Below are 20,017 nucleotides of genomic sequence, written 5' to 3'. Positions count from 1 at the left end.
TGAAACGCGCAGGATCTTGCTGAAACACGTGACAACGTATCCGATCGGAGTTCGCCGTCGTGCCGATTCCGGACGCCAGGCGGGCACCGTGAAATATTGTTCATGTGTCGGCCGTCACCATGTGATTGCCGAACGTATGCTGCCATGCGGTTCGAGAAGCTCCACATCCGCCCTGGGAGGAGGGCTGCGTGCGTGTGAAGTTGCGTGCGAATCCTGTCGCCCGGGTCCGTCGCCGGACGCTGCTCGGGTCGGCGCTGGCCGCCGGGCTGCTGGCGAGCGGCGGATGCGGTTCCGATGACGACGCGTTGACCTTCTTCTTCCAGGCCAGGCCGGAGGAGGCGCGGGTCCGGCTGAAGATCATCGACGAGTTCCGGAAGCTGCACCCGGACATCAGGATTCGCACCATCATGTCGGGCCCGGACCCGCTGCAGCAGATGCTCACCTACTGCGCGGGCGGCAAGTGCCCGGATGTGCTGATGGCCTGGGAGCTGCTGTATTCCGGATTGGCCGAGCGCGGCGTTCTGCTGGATCTGAACACGCTGCTGCATCGCGATCCGCAATACGCGGCCCAGCTCCGCGCCGACAGCTACCCGGCGCTGTACGACACCTTCGGCTACGCGGGCGGGCAGTACGCGTTGCCCGAACAGTGGTCCGGGATCTTTCTGTACTACAACCGGAAACTGTTCGAAGAGGCTGGGATCAGCGCGCCCGTGCGCTGGCGCGATGCCTGGTCGTTCGACGAGTTCCTGGCTGCCGCTACCGCGTTGACCAGGCACGACTCGTCCGGCCGGACCCGGTGGGGCTTCGCCGACGCCTGGGTGCCGTACTTCTCGGCGGCCTGCTTCGGCATGAACAACGGCGCCGAGTGGTTCTCGCCCCCGGTGAATCCGACCAGGACCAACCTCGGCGATCCGCGGTTCGCCGAAGGATTCCAGTTCTACGCCGACCTCGCCGTACGTCATCGCGTGGCGCCGAAAGCCGCCGACACGCTCTCGGTTTCGGCGCCCGACCTGTTCCGGCGGGGCCGGGCCGCGATGGCACTGGGCGGGCACTGGCTGTATTCCGAATTCGCCGGACACGACGATCTCGCCATCGACGTCACGGTGCTGCCGGTCGGCCCGCGCGGGGGTCCCGGCGCCGTCACCGACGTCGGCAGCACCGGGCTTGCCATCGCCGCGGACAGCCCGCGCATCGAACAGGCCTGGGAGTTCGTGAAGTTCGCTACCGGTCCGGTAGGGCAGGCGATCATCGCCGCGTCCGGGCTTTTCGTTCCGGTGCTGAAATCGGCCATGAGTTCGCCGGGTTTCGCCGCCGCGCACCGTGAGATCCGCAACCTGGAGGTGTTCACCGAAGGCCCGGCCAGTTCCCGTCCGCTGCCGGTGACCCCCGCATGGGGCAAAGTCTCGGCCTTGCTCGAGCGCGGCTCCAATCGAGTGCTGCGCGGCGCCGCCACCGCCGCGTCCTTGGACGGGCGTTTCGCCGCCGACGTCGACGCGCTGCTGGACACGCCATGAGCCGGGCGCGGCCGTCGCAAACCGCGGGCAAAGGCCTCGGCGGCGTTTCGTCTCGTCTGGCGCGACGGCGGGAGCGTGCCGGATGGGCATTCGTCGCGCCCAACGTGGCGGCCGTGGCGATTTTCTTGTTGTTTCCGCTGGGCTTTTCGCTCTATCTGAGTTTCCATTCGTGGGACTTGTTCAGCCCCATGCGTTTTGTCGGTCTGGACAACTATCGGCGGTTATTCGGATCCGATCCGTTGTTTCTCATCGCCGTGCGCAACACGGCCGTTTTCACGGTGCTGACCTTGGTGCCCACCGTCACGATCGGACTCGCGGTCGCCGCCACGCTGAATCGAAAGCTGGCCGGTATCGGTATCTTTCGGACGATCGCGTTCCTGCCGCTGGTCGCGTCGGCGGTCGCGATGGCGGTGGTGTGGCGGTTCCTGTTCACCGACGACGGGCTGCTGAACGTCGCGCTCGGCTGGATCGGCATCGACGCGGTGCCCTGGCTGACCGACCCCGATTGGGCGCTGGTCTCGCTCAGCATCGTCACCGTGTGGAAGAGCGTGCCCTTCGCGACGGTCATCCTGCTCGCCGCGATGCAGGGAGTGCCGGAAACGCTCTACGAGGCCGCGAAGATCGACGGGGCCGGGGCGCTGCGGCGGTTCTTCGCGATCACCGTGCCGTTGATCCGGGGGCCGCTGTCGTTCGTCTTCATCATCACGATCATCAACTCGGTGCAGGCCTTCGACCAGGCCTACGCGCTGACCGGCGGCAACGGCGGCCCGGAGACCGGGACCTATCTGCTGGGGATCATGCTGTTCCAGAACGCGTTCGGCTTCTACGAGGTGGGCTACGCCTCCGCACTGGCCTGGGTGATCTTCGCGATGCTGTTCGTGCTGACGCTCGTGCAACTGCGGATGGCCCGGCGCTCGGAGGTGGAACAGTGAACACCTACGAGGTCGTGCGACGCGCGCTGCCGGTCCGGCGTGATCGCGCGATCGTCGCGTCCGGCCGGGTCGACCGCGCGATCGTGCGGCGGGTGGTGCGCGGGACCGCGATGTACGCCGTGCTGGTCGGCATCGCGTGGTGCGCGCTGCTGCCGATCCTGTGGGCGGTGTCCGGCTCGCTGAAGCGGGACGGGGAGATCGCCGACGCCGCGTTCCTCCCGCAGCGGCCGCAATGGTCGAACTACGGCAAGGTCTTCGATCTGCTGCCGATGGGACGGATGCTGCTCAACACCACGATCTACGCGGTGTGCGTCACGGCGGGGCAGGTCTTCTTCTGCTCACTGGCCGGTTACGCGTTCGCGCGCTTGCGCTTTCGCGGGCGCGACATGCTGTTCCTCGCCTTTCTCGCGACGCTGATGGTGCCGTTGACCGTCACGGTGATCCCGCAGTTCCTGCTGATGCGGGCGTTCGGCTGGGTGGACACGCCGTGGGCGATGATCGTGCCCGGACTGTTCGGCAGCGCGTTCGGCACGTACCTGATGCGGCAGTTCTTCCGCACGCTGCCCGAGGAACTGGAGGAGGCGGCCATCCTCGACGGCTGCTCCACCTGGCAGGTCTACTGGCGGGTCCTGCTGCCGCACACCCGTCCAGCGTTGATGGTGCTCGCCGTGCTCACCTGGATCACCGTGTGGAACGACTTCCTCTGGCCTTTGGTCATGATCCAGCGCGAGGGCGTGGCCACCGCGACACTGGGCCTGGTCCGGCTGCAAGGCCAGTACCACACCCAGTGGCCGATCCTCATGGCCGCCGCGGTCGTCATCCTGCTTCCGCTGCTGGTGATCTACGCGATCGCCCAGCGCGCGTTCATCCGCGGCATCGCGATGTCGGGACTGGGCGGTCGTTAGTCGGTCGAACCCCAGTAGGTGCCGAAGCTCCACAGGTTGCCCTCCGGGTCGCGGACCGTGAAGCCGCGCGAGCCGTAGTCCTCGTCGCGCAGGCCACGGACCACTTCCGCGCCCGCGGCGGTCGCTCGGGCGAACAAGGCGTCCGGCTCCTCGCAGACCAGGTAGACCGAGTCGGTGCCGGTCGGGCGGGTGCCGAACGGTCCGTCGTCCTTGCCCGCCGAGCCGAACATGACGCCGCCGCCCAGCGGCCAGCGCAGTTCCGCGTGCTCGACGATCGACGGATCGTCCTCCCGAGCGTAGAGCGCGGCCTCCTGGAAGCCGAACGCCTCGACGAGGAAGGTCGCCATGGCGCGGGCATCGCGGAAGGTCAGGACGGGCCAGACGGCGGTGCGGGTGCTGATTTCTGTCGGATTCGTCATGCGTTCATCGTCATCCGGCGGACTCGTCGGCGGCTTGGACGGATGGAACCTCCTCGGCCAGCCAGCCGGTCGGGCTGGTTCCGGCGAGGTCGGCGAAGTCGCGATCCAAATGGGCCTGGTCGTAATACCCGCACGCGGCGGCCACCTGGGCGATCGTGATGTACGAAGGCGTCTGCGCGAGCATGCGGCGCGCCCGCTCGAAACGGGTGATCCGGGCGGCGAGCTTCGGGCTCAGACCGAACTCACGACCGAATCGGCGCGTCAGATGCTGCCTGCTCCACCCGATCTCCTCGGCCAGCGGGCCGATCGCGATGCCGCCGCCCGAACCGACCACACTGCGCCAAGCCCAGGTGAGTTCGGGACCGACCGCGCGATCCGGATGGGCGAGCGCCGAAAGCACCCGATCACAGGTGGCGAAACGAGCCGGCCAAGTCGGCGCGGATTGCAACCGCTCCCACAACTCCCGGCCTGCGGGGCCGACGACATCGGAGAACTCGACCGACGTGTCCCACAGCGCCGCCGCCGGGATGCCGAACAAGGTGCGGCAACCGAGTGGCGTCAGTGCTACGGCCACGCCCTCTTGGCGACCGTCGTGCGCGATCAGCGCCGTGCTCGCCTGTAGGCCGCTCAGCACGCACCGGTAGTTCTGCGGAGCCTGGCGCGGATCGGTCTGCTCCACGACGTCGATCGTGGGGCCGATCGCGACGATGAACGTCATGTGCCGCGAGGGCAGCCCGCGATGGAGCCCCGCCGCGAACCCGGACATGCGATAGCCGATATAGCGGTCGATGAACGCCGCGAGCGCGGGTGCCGGACGCGCCGTCACCACCTCCGTGGTCGGCTCCATACGGGTCACGCTACGCCGGGAGACCGACATGTGGCCCGTCGCGAGGTCGATCAGTTCGCCACGCCGACGTGCTTGTGAATGGCCGATTCGTCGGTGGCCGGGTCGAGCAGGCAGCCGGCTCGGTCGCCGGCCGCGATGCGGATGCCGAACAGTACGTTCCGCTCGACCGCGGTGCGGACGCCGCACGAGCGCCGGTTGAACCCGCTCGCGAATCGGCACGGACCCTGGTTCGTAGTCTCGGGCAGTGTGCGCGGCGGGTGCGTCGATCGTGACGGCGAACGCTTGCCAGGGAGCCTCTCCGCCGGTGCCAGGGGACGGTGAGATGTACCACTACAGCGTGTAGTTGACTGGGGTCACCGGCCTCGACCCGGTTACCGTTGCGCCTCCTAACGATTTCTGGAGGTGTGATGCGGCGGGTGCAGTACGAGCGCAGCGGTGGTCCCGAGGTGCTCGAGCTCGTCTCGGTCGAGGTCCCGACGCCCGGGCCGGGGGAGCTCCTGGTCCGCGTCGAGGCGGTCGGGGTGACCCTGCCGGTGGTGCGGAAGGTACGTGAGCAGCGCGAACCGATCGCTCTGGGCGGGGAGGTCGCGGGCGAGGTGGTCGCGGTAGGCGAGGGCGTCGACCGGTACGCGCCGGGCTACCGCGTGACCGGCCTGGTGTTCGGCCACGGCTACGCCGACTACGCCCTGCTCTCGGCGGCCATGGCCTCGCCGATCCCCGACGGAGCGTCGGCGGTCGACGCGGTCGCCCTGGTGCGCAGCGGCTTGGTGGCGCTCGGCGCGCTCGACGCCGCGGCTCCCGCGGAGGGCGAGTCCGCCCTGATCACCGCCGCCGCGAGCGGCGTGGGCCACCTCGCGCTTCAGTTGGCGCGGGTGCGCGGTGCTGCGCGTGTGGTCGGCGCGGTGTCGGATCTCGCCAAGGCCGAGTTCGTACAAAAGCTCGGCGCCGACGACGTGGTCGAGTACGGCAGGCAGTCGTGGGGCGCTCCCGCCGACTACGTGCTCGACGCGGTGGGCGGCGACCTGCTCTCTCCCGCGCTCGCGGCCCTCGCCCCCGGCGGCAGACTGGTCGCCTACAGCTCCGGCGGTGGCGCCATTCAGGCCTACGACCTGCTCGTCGGCGCGAAATCGGTGATCGGCTTCCAGATGGCCCGCATCGCGCAAGGACAGCCCGACCGCTACGAGCACTGGCGCCAAGAGCTGTGGCAATACTTCGCCTCCGGACAGCTCCGCCCCGCCGTGCACGCCGAATTCCCGCTCGAGGAAGCCGCCGCCGCCCACGCCGTCATCGAAGCCCGCGCCAATCTCGGCAAAGTCGTCCTCATCCCCTGACGGGGTACCGCGAGTGGCGCGTGGTCGCGGCAAAGTCCCAGAGGCCCCCTCCGCCATGTGCCACTCGTGGAGGTGTAGTGGTGCGCCGTGGTCCAGTTCTCGTGTGGGGACACGGTGTGATTGCGGTCGGTGGGCGGGTGTCCTGGTCAGAAGGGACGTCCGTGCTGGTGTGGACGGGGCGGGCGCGGGGGAGGGGAGCCGGTGCGCCGCGTAGACTCTGTTCCTCGTGAGTCTCACCCTCGGAATCGTCGGCCTGCCCAACGTCGGAAAGTCGACGCTGTTCAACGCGTTGACCAAGAACGACGTGCTCGCCGCGAACTACCCGTTCGCGACCATCGAGCCCAACGTCGGCGTGGTTCCGCTGCCCGACCCGCGGCTGAACAAGCTGGCCGAGATCTTCTCCTCGGAACGGATCGTGCCCGCCACCGTGTCGTTCGTCGACATCGCGGGCATCGTGAAGGGCGCTTCCGAGGGCGCGGGCCTCGGCAACAAGTTCCTCGCCAACATTCGCGAGGCCGACGCCATCTGCCAGGTGGTGCGGGTGTTCGCCGATGACGACGTGGTGCACGTCGACGGTCGCGTCGACCCCAGCGCCGACATCGAGGTGATCGAGACCGAACTCATCCTCGCCGACCTGCAGACCCTGGAGAAGGCGGTCGTGCGGTTGGAGAAGGAAGCCAAGGTCAAGAAGGAGCGCAAGCCGGTCGCCGACGCCGCCAAGGCCGCGCAGGAGATCCTCGACAGCGGCACCACCCTGTTCGCCGCGGCCGACAAGGTCGACGCCGAGCTGCTGAAGGAACTTTCGCTGCTCACCACCAAGCCCTTCCTCTACGTCTTCAACGCCGACGAGTCGGTACTCACCGACGAAGCGAAGGTCGCCGAGCTGAAAGCGTCCGTCGCCCCGGCCGACGCGGTCTTCCTCGACGCCAAGGTGGAAGCCGAACTCCTCGAACTCGACGAGGAATCCGCCATCGAACTCCTCGAATCCATCGGCCAGACCGAACCCGGCCTGCACGCCCTCGCCCGCGCCGGCTTCCACACCCTCGGCCTGCAGACCTACCTCACCGCAGGCCCGAAAGAAGCCCGCGCCTGGACCATCCACCAGGGCGACACCGCCCCCAAGGCCGCAGGCGTCATCCACACCGACTTCGAACGCGGCTTCATCAAGGCCGAAGTCGTCGCCTACAACGACCTGGTCGAAGCCGGCTCCATGGCCGCCGCCAAAGCCGCGGGTAAGGTCCGCATGGAAGGCAAGGATTACGTCATGGCCGACGGCGACGTTGTCGAGTTCCGCAGCGGATTAGCGTCTGGGAAGAAGTAGGCAGTTCTGTTTGATCGTTGCTGGTAGAGACTCTGCTGAGCCCCGGAGGCCCGGGTCGTTCGCCGGTTCCTTTAGATACTGGCGTTCCGCCGGCACTAGCGGGAATCTATCAGTCCTCGGCATGAGTCCAAGGTGCACGCCTCCATGCGGTGGTGTCCTCGTCAACGCTGCTGAGGAATGCGCTGAAATCTGATGCAGCTGATCCAGCCGTACCGTCCGAAGTGTTGTATTGCGTTCTCCAGGCCAGAGGGTCCTTGCCCAAGTGGGATACGGTGCTGAAGTTGAGGTTGTAGAGGTGCTCAGCGGTGAGAGCAAAGTGTGGGCGACCGCTTGGGCTGGACGTACGCTGCCAGATTTCCCCGCACTCAGCCGACGACTGTAGCGTCGCGACGAACGTGGCGGGGGCGTTGACACGATCTGCGAAGTCCCACAACTTCGTAAGATCAGACTCGCGTAGCCCGAGGGCGGTCGTCTTGCACTCACCAACGATCCACCGTCCGTTCGAAAGAATTACGGCGACGTCGGCTTCGGCAACGACTTGCTTGCTTTCGGCATCAACGAGCTCAAGGCCGGGATATGCGCCGAAGACGTTCCGTGGCCCCCCTCCGACTCTCCCATCCCATACCTCGCACAGATAGCGCAAAGCGAGGACATGTGAGAGTACGTCGAAATTCATAGCCCGCAGCAGTGTTTCCCCGGCTCGGTAGCGGATCTGTGCGGTATCGAGACCAAGCGGGTCTGGCACCACTTGCCCGCAGCCATGGCAGATAAGCTCAGGGACGGCATCAGCAAGCGGTCTCCATTGCTTGTGGCTGCAGTTTTCGCAAGAGGACTGGAAGCCGCGCAGTAGCATGCCTCGCCGGTTGGCCCACTGGATCCACTCATTTCCCGCTTCTCGACTCAGTTTTGCAATCGTGCGGATCTCGTTGACGGTCTTGTAGCCGACATCTTCGACGTCTGGCTTCGCCAGCGCCTCCTCAAGGCGGCTTTCGAGGAGGCGGTAGCGGTCGTTTTTTGTCTCGGCATCGTTCTCCACCTTCAAGAACTGGCGGAGCTGCTTCTTGACGATGCTGCTGCTCCGGCCACGGGTAAGTTCGCCAAGGAGTATGGTCACAGTTGGGCATGCCAACCTGGTAATGCCTGGCATGCCGCCAATCATTTCAATCAACTGTGCCGCCGCACGACCAGGTACCGAGCGGCGAACAGTCTGACTCTGATCACGAGCGAGGGCATCCAGAACCTCTAGCCCGCTAGGGTGAAACACCTCTAAAATATTGTCATTGGTCGAGGTCTGCGCAATGTAGCCATGAAGGTAGCCATGGTGCGGGTAGCCGCTACGCCTCAAGGTACGGCTTGGCGGAAGGTAGCTGTCGGTGACAATTGTCGTGACTCTGCTCCAACCACCCGCCTCTTTCAGTGCCGCGCGACCAAGCGCCTCGATTTCAGTTGGAACAAAGCGCGGTATCTCAGCGCGCCCGTTGGTGTAGTGAGCAGTGTCCGTAACATGAAGTTGGCAACCACCGAGCGGGCGCAAGACTTCTGACGCCGATGCCACTTCGAAGCGGGTGTTAGTTACTAGCTCCTTGAGGAGATCGGAGTCCACGCTTGCTGAGATGACTGCCATGTCGCCGCCAGCAAAGCCCCAATGTCGTTGTGCTCCCATATGCTGCCAGCAGCTTAGAGCGGCCGGCACGTCGGCAACTGCTGGAACCGCGAGCGGGAATCCACGGTGGAAGCCGTTCAATGCACGGAGGTACCAGAGTAGGGCGAGGTCCTCAACACTGTCTTGTTCATAGACCACGACAACATTAGGACCGAAACGCCAGCTTTCTGCCCACTCCCGGAGGCCCATAGAATTGGAGTACGGAAACCCGAGATCGACTGGTGCCTCGGTGTATCCAAGCCGACTGAGTGTAAGTTCCACGGCAGTCATGGTGTTCGGTTTACGTAGGCGATTGAGGATGTCAGCCGGTCCAGTCGTCCCGCTGAACTGCTTGATGGGGACCACACCGTCATAGTTGAAACCGGCCGCGATTCCGTGCCACTCTCGTCGATCCTCCGTCACCTCTGGAGGATGATCGCCGAAGGTGCCGAGATATGAGAGGTACCAAGGATCGTCAGGTGAAACGCCACGCGCAGTTTGGACTGTCACGTGGTTGGTGGGGATGGGCAGATCCATCAGCATACGTAGCAAATAGAGCCCTGTCGGGGTGTGCGTGAAGTAGCCGTATCCGAGTTGGGATTGTGTGTCAACTAGGTCCCTCTCGTTGATCCCGTCGACCGGACTACGATCGACTAGCTGGACCCAGAGATCATCGATCGGCTGGCCAGGGTTTATCGGCACCAGAGGCATGTATGCGCCACCCCAGGAGTCGCAAAGTGAGACAACCACTTCGCACGCACTGGCAAAGTTGTCCCTGGCAACAATCTGGGCCGGTGTAGGTGGACGGAAGAGTCTTTCGATCGAATACGTGCCGTTGAGCCGGTCATTCCGCAGCAGAGGCCAACTGTCATGCATACGCCAACTCTTTCATTGGAGTGGCCCACTCGTGCGTCGATCCAGGGAACCAATGCGATGTCAAAGGGTGTCGGGCGCTTGCGTGCGCATCCGCCCGGCTGAGGTCTAGATCTTTCAGGCACGCGACGTTGTCGTCGACGAGAGCGTTCTCGTCGAAGCGGTCACCGACGCGCTAGGCCGCTACCTGTACCCATGCGAATGACCGACCTCGTTCCGGCCGGCACCGAACCGCCTGCCGCGGCGTGTAGCAGTTCCACCACCGTGCGGTTTGCTGCATCGGTCGGCTACCACGAGAAGGGACATTCGGCGACGGAATCCGTGCCGAAGTCGACGTGGTCCCCCCTTCAGCATCAGCAGTCATTCCTGACGCGGGAGGCGCGCTACCGCAAGTTGGCCTGTGGCCAGGTTGGGCCGCTTGGGCTGCGGTCGGATCAGTTGTGGCGTAGTTGGTTTGAGGCCCGGTGCCCTGGTCTAGGTGTGGCAGATACTGTTGCCTGATCTCGCTCCGAGGTGGACCCCTACTGGTGCTGGCGGCCGTGGGCACGGCAGGCAGGTACAGACGTTATTCGGCTTCGGAACCGGAGTTCGTTGTGGACCGGGGGTTTGACGTGCGGATATTGGATGTCAAGACGGTCGAGTTCCGCAGCGGATTAGCGTCTGCGAAGAAGTAGCGCGACGCGCGTATCGCTGCTGGTTTTGAGCCTCCATCTGACATTTGGGTGGGGGCTCGGTCGTTCCTCGGGTCGGTGCGCTGTCCGATTCGGCGTGCGTGGTTTTACCGGCATTGAACGCGCGTTTGCCCGCCGTGGGGGAGTGTCTCGCTCGGCCATCTGATTGAGCCAACCTGTCGATTGGGTCACACGGGGTTGCTGGTGGTATGTTGCGGTGCGTCGAATTGGTCGGTATTGCACCTGGACCGACGATACAGATACCTTATTTCGATGGCGCCACAGTCCCGTTGCGATTGACGCGCACGTCTTACGTGCTGTACTCTACGTAAGAGGGCGTTAGCCGCTACGGATTGCTGAGAGGCCGATCATGACGAATAGCTCCCCAGGGTCCGAATTCGGCCTCAAGCGCCATGAGGGCTTGGACGAAGCGCAGCGTGCCGCGTCCTTGGACGCGGCAGCTTCCGGTGCGCGGGTGTTCCCATGCACCGTGTTCCAGCAGGGCGGACGGACGATGATCGCGACTTCGTTCCCGTATCAGTTCCTCGCCCGGCAGGTTGTCGCAGACTCGGCGGCAAAGGGGGGCGACCCGGGAAATGCCACCAATCGTCCGCTCCTGACAGACCACGTGAAGACGATCAACAACTACGTGAAGTCCAATGCGACCGACTACATCCTGCCGCCGCTGACGCTGAACGCGCGCGAGTTGCCCGCACTCCACGTCCCGAGGGGGAACTTCAAGAGTGTCATGGGCTTCATGGTGATCGGGGACGAAACTCGGTTCCAGGTCACCGACGGGCAGCACCGGTTGGTGGCGATCAAAGGCACTGGTAGCGGAAGGTCCGCGATCGTCGGACTCGTCGACGACGCCGAGCAGAGGTTCGATGGGGACAGCATGGCCGTAGTCATCGTTGTCGAGCCGGACATCAAGCGCGTACATCAAGACTTCGCCGACGCCGCCCAGACCAAGCAGATCCCGGCAAGCCTCCTTGCGGTCTACAACACCCGCGAGCCGCTGAACGCCGTGCTAACCGATATCGTCGAGAAGTCCACGCTGCTCAACGGCCGGGTTGACAGGACGTCGAAGACGCTACCCAAGATGTCGCAGTCGGTGTTTCTGCTGAACCAGGTCCGGCAGTTCGTCAAGGAGTTCCTGTTCGCCGACTACGCCCTTGCCGAGACCACGGTGGCAAAGCAAAGTCAGCAACTCATCGGGGCGCGCCCCCAGCAAGATGAGTTCGTGGCGGACACGCTCGCACTCCTCGACGTGTTGACAGAGAACATGGACCCATGGGCCGCCATCGCTGATCTGCCGAAGTCGGGTGGACCAGCGACCAAGGTTCCCGACTACCGGCAGAAGTACGTGAACATGACCGCCACCGGACTCGTCGTCATCGCTCGGGTCGCCTACGAGATCCGGAAGAACCCGAACGTGGAGTGGCGCAAAGAGCAGTACAAGCGTCTGGCAGTTGAGATCGACTGGCGCCGGAACGCCGCCATCTGGGAGGGCACCATCGTCTCGAGCGACGGAAAGATTTCAACGAACCGGGCGCCCGTCAAGCAGGCGGCCGAGAACGTCAAGCAGCAGCTGAGTTTGCGCAGCTCGGAGTACAGCACGACCACCGAGGCGGGGAGCTGACATCGCCGAATAGTCCCAGCTTGGCCCTGCGATAGACAACGCAAATCTTCGTCCACTGGCCCTCGTGAACAGCGTCTGCACGACCTCGCTCTTCATGTGAGGTTCGGTTCCCTGGGCCGGAGGTTCGCCCGAGCTTGTCGGGAGTCGCAATCGACGGTAGATCCCCCGGCGACTTCTGGCGTCCTAGACACAAAGACGGCCTCTCCAAGGAGAGGCCGTCGAGCCAATCGCCGCGAGGCGGTGGCGGGGTACAGAGTCATCATAACGTATGGATGGTGTGCCCAGTACTAGACCTGCGTCACGCATCCCTACGTCCGAAAGCTGCCATACCGGTGTCCGAAAAGTTCTCGGTCTACGTCGATGGGTTCAATCTGTACTACGGACTCAAGGCGAAGAGCGCGCACAAGTATCTGTGGCTCGACCTGGTCAAACTTGCCGAGCGCCTTCGCCCGCGAAGCACCCTGACCAAGGTTCACTACTTCACCGCACAAGTGCTGAACGATGCACAGGCCGCGGCGCGTCAGAGCGACTATCTGGCAGCGTTGAAAGCCACGAACGGCAGCCGGATCGAGATCGTCCAGGGGCGATACCAGTCGAAGACGATGACATGCCACCAATGTGGAGGGCAGTGGCAGCGCCACGAGGAGAAAGAGACAGACGTCAACATTGCAGTCTCACTCGTCGCCGACGCCGCGAGTAAGTCCATTCACACGGCATTGTTGATCTCGGCTGACAGCGACCTGGCACCTGCGGTACGGATGGCTCGCCGCGTCAATCCGAGCTTTGTCACGATCGCTATGTTCCCGCCGGACCGGTTTTCCGCCGAGCTGAAGACTCTTATGCCCCGCTCTGCGCATCTGGGTATGAGTCACATTCGCAACTCCTTGTTACCGAACACGGTTACCGATAGCGCCTCCGGCCTCTCGTGGAGGCGACCGGCGAAGTGGAGGTGAGGACAGCCCGGGTCGGCAGCGGCGCGGGGAGGGCGCGCCGCGAGCAGGCGGCAGTCCAAGGCAGGGCGTTGCGAGTCAGGATCGAGAATCGCGATCGAACCTCGGTCGACGGGCTCTAGCGGGCGCCGGCAGGCTCTTGAACGTACCGGTGACCGCGATCGTCGCCCATCGTCAGGAGGTCACCCCATATACCGTTGGGATTGCTTACGACATGCCAGACCTGCCCGCAGCGGAGACTGGTGAACCGGATACCGATGTCGTCTCTCCGCTGGCGAACGGGCACTATTACGCCGGATAGCGCCGATCAAGCGTGTCCTCTCGTGCGTCGACGATTGCGGGTGTCGGAGTGAATCGGCATAGAGCGGCCACAGACAGCCCGAGTGTGTGTTAGGCACGAATCCTTGACGAGATGACCATGTTGTCGGTGTGGTCGCCTATCTTGTCGACGTGGCGCTCAAGGACCTGACACGAGAAGCGGTCATCGCGGCGATCGAGGAGTTCGATAGTGCTGGGCGTGAGCAGTTCCTTGCTAAGTACGGGTTCGCCGGGTCTCGGCGATTGTTCGTCGTGTACGAGGGCAAGTTCTACGATTCCAAAGCCCTCGCCGGTGCCGCGCACGCGTTCATGAGCGGGGGGTCTCCTTTGAAGGCCACGGAAATCTCCGGCGGCTGGGGCCATGCTGCGGGGATCTTGCAGCGCCTGGGGTTCGACGTCATCGACCGCGTTCCCACATTGACGGTCCACGACCTGGTCCGCGCGATCGATACACTTCGCCCAGCGACGGTGGCGAGCGGTCCGATGCTCAAGCAGGCAGTCGTGCTGCTGTGGGCGATCGGTCGAGCACAGCGGGGAGAGGACCGTGTGTTGACGTGGGAGCGCACACAGGCCGAACTCATTCCTTTGCTGACCGCACACCATAGATCCGGTGAGCGCGCCGAGGGACGCCCGGACTACCCTATTGCCGCGCTGTGTCGTGTTGGACTGTGGACACTCGATTCCTCGGCGTCCGTTCCTGCCGCTCATGGTGATGCGCTGCTGCGCAGGTGGTTTGACGAACACCAGCCCAAAGGTGGGCTTCCCGAGCCGGTCTATGAGCTGCTCCGCTCGTCTGGTTTGGCTCGGATGCGGGTTGTCGCTGCGATCATCGACAAATTCTTCGATGACTTCGACTACGCCGCGGTGACCAAGGCCGTAGGCCTTGAGGGGGACGCGATTCTCGATGACGATCCCACGCTGGCCGACGAAGACGCAGGCAGCGACGATCCCAAGCGCACCTACCAGGACTTGATCGAGGTAGTCGCGAGACGTGAACCGAGCACTCGCGGTAAGCGACGTGCAGTAGTCGGCAACGATCCGATCCGACTGGCCGCAGCTCGGCAAGCTGTCATCCTCCGCAGCGGAGGTTTATGCGAGAACCCAGCATGCGGCAAGCCCGCACCGGATCACACTGACCGGGGCCAACCCGTCCTAGAGGTCGATCATGTATCCGACATCGCTACAGGCGGCCGGGACCACCCGGTGCAGATGATTGCGCTGTGCCCGGACTGCCATGCGGTCAAGACTCGAGGACAGTCGCGCCACCAGCTTCGTGAGCGGTTGCTCGTCGCTGCAAGGGACCGCCACGAGGCCTGGGCCGGAACTGCGGCGTTACCCGAAGGTTAGGTTGTTCGGGGCTGGGATGCGGAGGTGTCGTGCGCATGGGCAACCTGTACATCCACGCAGGTGAGCCTGGCGCTGGTGACGTTCTCCGGATCTTGCGAGCGGGTCGAATTCCGTAGCGGATTAGCGTCTGCGAAGAAGTAGGGCAGCGCGTGTATCGCTGCAGCAGTTTTCGGTCGCCGGCACCCCGCGCTGGCCCGTTCGGTCAGCGCGGTATGCGGCATGAGCGCGCACTTGAGTGAGCTGAAGCCAGCTCTGAGTTTCTGACAGCTCTTGTCATCTGCGACTGTGTGGCGAGGAATCGGTTGTGTTGCGAGCAGGCGTACTGGTCTCACATCGGTCCTGCGGCATCTCTGCCATGCGAGCGCCCGCACCACTGGCACCGCACATTTGCCTGACGCTCACCAGTCTGGATAAAGAGAGATGACTCGGGCGGTGTACTCCCATCGGGCCAAGAGGTCGTCTGGGAATAGGTCGAATTCAACAATGTAGCTCCATCAAGATGAGCCGCCACCAAGGACGCACCCGTAAGGTTTGCTCCAACCAAGTTTGCGCCCTCCAAATCAGTCAGAGAGAAGCAGGCGGACGAAAGGTTTGAACTGTTCAGATTGGCTTCTCGCAACTCGCACCCTTCAAAATTCGCGCCTCGAAGGTCTGCGTTCCCCAGGTAGGCTCCACGCAGTCGGATTTGCGACAAATCGCAGCCCGCCAATGATATGTGGGCAAGATTCGATTCTTTGGAGAACATCCATTGTTCAGCCTTGAGTACTGATTCACCGGTATCTTCGATTCGAAGCACTCGGCGGTCTGCAATAGCGCGAATAATTGTTTGACGCACCTGCCGTTCACCCAGCACGTCGGCATTAGCATTACTTGCGCCGGTAAATGGTATGGGATGCCGCAAATAATCTATCAAGATGCCGATGCAGACATCTTTCTGCCTGTCGTGGCCGATATCTTCCCAATCGTCGGCCAACGCAAGCAGTGCATGCACACCAAAAAGCCTTGTAGTGTGCGACTTATCCGCCATGTGGCCAGCGATCGTCGAGTACCGACCGTGCAAGGTACTGATCCGTTCGCGGTGCTCCTTGTCGGCGTGCTGACCCCTTTCCTGCTTGCGGCCGAGGTGCCCATTGAGAAGCACGAGACCGGCGGCCACGATTGCACCTGTTCCGGTGAAAACCGTCGCTAAGGGCTGGGCGGCCACGCTCCAAAATGCGCGTGATGAGTGTGCGACAACTAGCGAAATCAGGATGACGACGGACGACGCACCGAGCAGGATGGATGTGATCAACATTATTGGCCGCCGCACCGTGCGGGCAGGGCTTGAAACACTCACGACAGTTGATGTACCACATCCCGCCGACAGTCACCCACCACTCGGCGGCACCGCCCTGATACGCTGCGGCAGCCCTGCTCAAGCCGCCGTGGTCGGACTGGAAGATCACTGCTGGGTCGGCAGCACCTACGAAGCGGACCCGGCGAACCCGCCCGGCTTCGACGCACACAATGTCGATCCAACGGCAGACTTTCGCTTGGACCGAAGGACCTCGGCTTGCCTTGTGCGATGCGCGCACATCGGCATGAGCGCGCACTTGAGTTCGCTAGAGTCAGCCGGACCGTGCGGCCGGAGCGTCGGATCTCACGAGGCGTCGGCGCTGGTTGGGTTGAGGAGAGGCGCAGAGGTTATTCTGCTTCGGAACGTGACGCGATGTGTGAGTAGGGGGTTTGACGTGCAGGTATGGGATGTCAACGGGGTCGAGTTCCGCTTCAATGTCTAGTCGGTGCCGTCGAGAGGGTCTGTGCCTATGGCCTACGTGCCAGCTCAGCCGCTCGTGACTTGTCACGCCTATCAAGCAGCGCGTCCCTGATCTTCGTCGCTCCTTTAATCGATCGTTCATCAGCCGAACTCGCGGCCGCGCGATCGTGAATCTACGTTGCTTCGCTTGGTTCGTGTACGGATGGCTTGCGTTCCCCTTATGGCGCTGCAATTTATCGACCCTGGGCCTGCGGACCTACCTCACCGCAGGTCCGAAAGAAGCCCGCGGCCAGGAGCGAGGTACTCGGCGCTGGTAGGCCCAGCACCGGCTCACCCTGCGGCCCGGATCTGGGTCAGGAATTCGTGATTGGTTTCGGTTTGCGAGAGGCCGGTCAGTAGTAGTTCGATTGCTTGGCGCGGGTCCCGGCCCGCGAGGGTCTTTCGCAGGGACTGGGTTGCGGTGAGTTCATCGGGGGTGAGGAGCAGTTCCTCTTTGCGTGTGCTCGAGCGGTCGATGTCGATCGCGGGGAACAGGCGGCGGTCGGCGAGGTGCCGATCGAGTTTCAGTTCGGCGTTTCCGGTTCCCTTGTATTCCTCGAAGATCACGGTGTCGGCGAGTGAGCCGGTTTCGACCAGGGCGCTGGCGATGATGGTCAGTGAGCCGCCGTTCTCGATATTGCGTGCGGCGCCGAGAAATTTCTTCGGTGGCGCGAGCGCCCCGGCGTCGACGCCGCCGGAGAGGATGCGGCCGGAACCGGCGGCCGCCAGGTTGTAGGCGCGGGCGAGCCGGGTCAGCGAGTCCAGCAGTACGACCACGTCGCGGCCCGTTTCGACGAGGCGTTTGGCGTGTTCGATGGCCAGTTCGGCGAGCGCGATGTGTTCGTGGGCCGGCTGGTCGAAGGTGGCGGCGGCGACTTCGGCCGGCACCGTGCGGGACAGGTCGGTCACCTCTTCCGGGCGTTCTCCGACCAGTACCAGCATCAGTTGGCATTCGGGATGATTCTTGGCGATGCCGTGGGCGATGGACTGCAGCACGGACGTTTTGCCCGCTTTGGGCGGTGCGACCACCAAAGCGCGCTGACCCTTGCCGATCGGCATGACCAGATCGGTGACGCGCGTGGTCAGCTCATGCGGCTCGGTCTCCAGCCGCAAACGGTCCTGGGGATAGATGGGAACCAGGTCGGAAAAGTGCGGTCGCGACTTGGCATTACCGGGGGGCAGACCGTTGATGCTCTCGACTCGGATCAGCGGCGCGAGTTTGGCGCCATCACGTGCGGGTCCGACTGTGCCGGTGACGATATCGCCACGGCGGAGTCCGTGCTCGCGGATCGAACGCGGCGGCACGTGGGCGTCGTTGGGCCCGGGCAGATAGCCGTCGACGTGCAGCGAGGCGTGGTTGGGGGTGATGTCGAGGATGCCGGTGACCGACGTCGTCCGGCTCTCTCCAGTTGTCTTGCGAATAGTGTTGTCCTGCATGATTTCTTCTCCTGAGGCTTGTTATGGGTGCGGCGGGCCGCCGTGAATGCCGCCTGCTGGGAATGGCGCTCGCTGCACGTGCCGACGTGGCGTGTGGCTGGAATCCGTCCAGCCCGGACACTGTGCCGGGTGCACGGCATGCGAGACCGCCGTGGCGAATGTGGACTCTTGTGGGAGGGAGTTGTCACCTACATCCACAAGATGGAGACCGCACCTACAGTAGCGGCACTAGCAACAACACGCAATAGCGCCCGTTTGTTCCATGCCGCCGACCGGCTGGCGAGGCGCCCGGCGGATCAACGTCTGCGGTTACTCGGGCAGGTGACGGAGCAGATGCTCCTCTTTCCGTTTTCAATCTATAGCGCACCGGGGGGCTTGCGGCAAGGCCCGGGGTATGCCGCAGAATCGCTGACCGTTGCAAGAACCAGTGGAAATGGGAGTACCGAGTGACGGATACCGATGTGATCATCGTGGGCGCGGGCCCGACGGGTCTGATGCTGGCAGGCGAACTGCGCCTGGCCGGCGTGCGTCCGCTGGTGCTGGAGCGGCATCCGCAACCTCGCGATGTCCCGAAGGCCAGCGGTCTCGGCGGGCGGATCCTGGACTTGCTGCGCTACCGCGGCCTACTTGACCAGTTCGAGGCGGCCAGCAGCGACCCCAACCTGGCTCCCCGATTCCCGTTCGGCAATTTGTATTTGGACTTCACACACCTGGCTGATCCCCCGATGCGGGCGTTGCCGATCCCACAGCTGGAAATCGAGCGACTGCTCGACGAACGCGCCCGCGCACTCGGCGCCGAGATCCGTCGCGGACACGACGTGGTCGGGCTGAGCCAGGACGACGCCACGGTGACCGTGGACGTGCGTGGGCCGGACGGGCCGTACCAGGTCACCGCCCGATATCTGGTGGGTTGCGACGGCGGGCGCAGCCGGGTCCGCGACATGGCCGGAATCGCGTTCTCCGGTACCACGTATCCGGAGGTCAACAGACTCGGCCAGGTCGCCGTGCACGATTCGGTGACCGTGCTCGACAACGGCGACATCGACGTCCCCGGGTTGGGCAGGATCCACACGGGTTTCACGCGAACAGACCGCGGTGTGTTCGCCTTCGCGGTCGATTCCGGGGTCATGTTCCTGCAAACCACCGAGGACGAGCCCGGCGAATACGACGACGACGAGCCGCTGACCTCGGCTGAGCTCGCGGACAGTGCTCGCCGCGTGCTCGGCGCGGAGCTTCCGTTGGGCGAACCGACCCGGCTGACGCGCTACACCTTCAAGGACCGGCAGGCCGAACGTTACCGCGAGGGGCGGATCCTGCTGGCCGGCGACGCGGCCCACCTGTTCCCCGCCACCGGCACCGCGCTCAATGTCGGCATGCTCGACACGGTCAACCTTGCTTGGAAGCTGGGCGCCGACATCCACGGCTGGGCGCAGGCAGGCCTGCTGGACACCTATCACGACGAGCGCCACTTCGCCGGGGCACGGGCGCGGTTGCAGACCCGAGCTCAGGTGGCGCTGCGGCGCGGACACGACCCGGCGGCCGAAGCGCTTCGGCAGGTCTTCCGGGAACTGCTCGTCGATGAGCCGGCATTGCGCCGGATGGGCGCCCTGGTGGGCCACACCGACATTCGCTATCCGATGCCGGGCTCCGACCACCACCCTTCGGCCGGTACCTTCGCGCCCGACCTCACCCTGCACACCGATCAGGGCATCACCAGCGTCGCGGAACTCATGCGAACCGCACGGCCTGTCCTGCTCGACCTCGCTGACCGTGCGGACCTCCGCGAGGTGGCCCGCGACTGGCAGCATCGGATCGACATCCGCACCGCCAAAACCGACGACCGACCAGCCGATGCTCTGCTGATCCGCCCGGACGCCCACATCGCCTGGGCCGCACCCGTCGACGGATCCGCGGACACCGACGTGCTCGCGCTGCGAGAAGCGCTGTCCTCCTGGTTCGGCGCACCCTCGAAATGACCGCACCCTCGAAATGACGGTGCCGATCGTCGTTCGGCCGACCTGAGCAGCCGACCGGATACCGCCACGAGAACGCGACAGCCGCAGCTATCGTCCCATC

At 64.3% G+C, this 20,017-nt stretch carries 14 protein-coding genes; 9 read left to right on the top strand and 5 right to left on the bottom strand.

All coding sequences use genetic code 11. The features are described 5' to 3' along the window. Positions 1-188 precede the first annotated feature (188 nt). The 3 genes from IU450_RS26865 (at position 189) to IU450_RS26855 (ending at position 3,351) form a co-directional block, all read left to right on the top strand. Positions 189-1,514, top strand: a complete 1,326-nt coding sequence (locus IU450_RS26865; protein ID WP_324197842.1) for a sugar ABC transporter substrate-binding protein — start codon at positions 189-191, stop codon at positions 1,512-1,514. 56 nt (positions 1,515-1,570) lie between these two features. Further along, positions 1,571-2,446 (top strand): carbohydrate ABC transporter permease, encoded by an 876-nt coding sequence (locus IU450_RS26860; protein WP_228835201.1) that lies wholly within the window; start codon positions 1,571-1,573, stop codon positions 2,444-2,446. Positions 2,447-2,556: 110 nt separating this feature from the next. Continuing rightward, on the top strand, positions 2,557-3,351 hold the full coding sequence (locus tag IU450_RS26855; protein ID WP_195152669.1) for a carbohydrate ABC transporter permease: 795 nt from the start codon (positions 2,557-2,559) through the stop codon (positions 3,349-3,351). On the opposite strand, the gene IU450_RS26850 is transcribed toward IU450_RS26855, so the two are convergent. Both IU450_RS26850 and IU450_RS26845 read right to left on the bottom strand, forming a co-directional pair. Continuing rightward, a complete protein-coding gene (locus IU450_RS26850; protein WP_195152524.1) occupies positions 3,348-3,770 on the bottom strand; it encodes a VOC family protein in 423 nt (140 codons plus the stop codon). The two genes, IU450_RS26855 and IU450_RS26850, sit on opposite strands and share 4 nt — an antisense overlap. Before the next feature lie 10 nt (positions 3,771-3,780). Further along, a complete protein-coding gene (locus tag IU450_RS26845; protein ID WP_195152523.1) occupies positions 3,781-4,617 on the bottom strand; it encodes a helix-turn-helix domain-containing protein in 837 nt (278 codons plus the stop codon). Between the two features lie 407 nt (positions 4,618-5,024). On the opposite strand from IU450_RS26845, the gene IU450_RS26840 reads away from it, so the two are divergent. Both IU450_RS26840 and ychF read left to right on the top strand, forming a co-directional pair. Beyond that, positions 5,025-5,948, top strand: coding sequence for a quinone oxidoreductase family protein (locus IU450_RS26840; protein ID WP_195152522.1), 924 nt, complete (start codon positions 5,025-5,027; stop codon positions 5,946-5,948). Between the two features lie 226 nt (positions 5,949-6,174). Further along, complete coding sequence (gene ychF / locus IU450_RS26835; protein WP_195152521.1) at positions 6,175-7,269, top strand: redox-regulated ATPase YchF; 1,095 nt, start codon at positions 6,175-6,177, stop codon at positions 7,267-7,269. A gap of 109 nt (positions 7,270-7,378) precedes the next feature. Here ychF and IU450_RS26830 read toward each other — a convergent pair whose 3' ends face one another. Beyond that, the gene (locus tag IU450_RS26830) at positions 7,379-9,787 is read right to left on the bottom strand and encodes a hypothetical protein (protein ID WP_195152520.1); all 2,409 of its coding nucleotides are present in this window, start codon (positions 9,785-9,787) and stop codon (positions 7,379-7,381) included. Positions 9,788-10,876: 1,089 nt separating this feature from the next. On the opposite strand from IU450_RS26830, the gene IU450_RS26825 reads away from it, so the two are divergent. The 3 genes from IU450_RS26825 (at position 10,877) to IU450_RS41015 (ending at position 14,709) form a co-directional block, all read left to right on the top strand. Then, positions 10,877-12,094: a DNA sulfur modification protein DndB gene (locus IU450_RS26825; protein WP_228835170.1), complete on the top strand. Its 1,218-nt coding sequence runs from the start codon at positions 10,877-10,879 to the stop codon at positions 12,092-12,094. Positions 12,095-12,426: 332 nt separating this feature from the next. Next, the gene (locus IU450_RS26820) at positions 12,427-13,047 is read left to right on the top strand and encodes an NYN domain-containing protein (RefSeq protein WP_324197841.1); all 621 of its coding nucleotides are present in this window, start codon (positions 12,427-12,429) and stop codon (positions 13,045-13,047) included. A 426-nt stretch (positions 13,048-13,473) separates the two neighbouring features. Beyond that, on the top strand, positions 13,474-14,709 hold the full coding sequence (locus IU450_RS41015) for an HNH endonuclease (protein ID WP_195152517.1): 1,236 nt from the start codon (positions 13,474-13,476) through the stop codon (positions 14,707-14,709). Between the two features lie 328 nt (positions 14,710-15,037). Here the strand turns inward: IU450_RS41015 and IU450_RS26810 are convergent, their stop codons facing one another. After that, positions 15,038-16,003 carry a pentapeptide repeat-containing protein gene (locus tag IU450_RS26810; RefSeq protein ID WP_195152516.1) on the bottom strand — a complete coding sequence of 322 codons (966 nt, stop codon included), beginning with the start codon at positions 16,001-16,003 and terminating at the stop codon, positions 15,038-15,040. 792 nt (positions 16,004-16,795) lie between these two features. Next, positions 16,796-17,926 (bottom strand): transcription termination factor Rho, short form, encoded by a 1,131-nt coding sequence (locus IU450_RS26805; RefSeq protein WP_416382910.1) that lies wholly within the window; start codon positions 17,924-17,926, stop codon positions 16,796-16,798. Between the two features lie 461 nt (positions 17,927-18,387). On the opposite strand from IU450_RS26805, the gene IU450_RS26800 reads away from it, so the two are divergent. Then, positions 18,388-19,917 carry an FAD-dependent monooxygenase gene (locus IU450_RS26800; RefSeq protein ID WP_195152514.1) on the top strand — a complete coding sequence of 510 codons (1,530 nt, stop codon included), beginning with the start codon at positions 18,388-18,390 and terminating at the stop codon, positions 19,915-19,917. Positions 19,918-20,017: the final 100 nt, after the last annotated feature.

Origin of the sequence: Nocardia abscessus (assembly GCF_015477775.1) — a bacterium.
Classification (GTDB): domain Bacteria; phylum Actinomycetota; class Actinomycetes; order Mycobacteriales; family Mycobacteriaceae; genus Nocardia; species Nocardia abscessus_A.
This window is presented reverse-complemented; position numbering and strand designations above follow the sequence as displayed.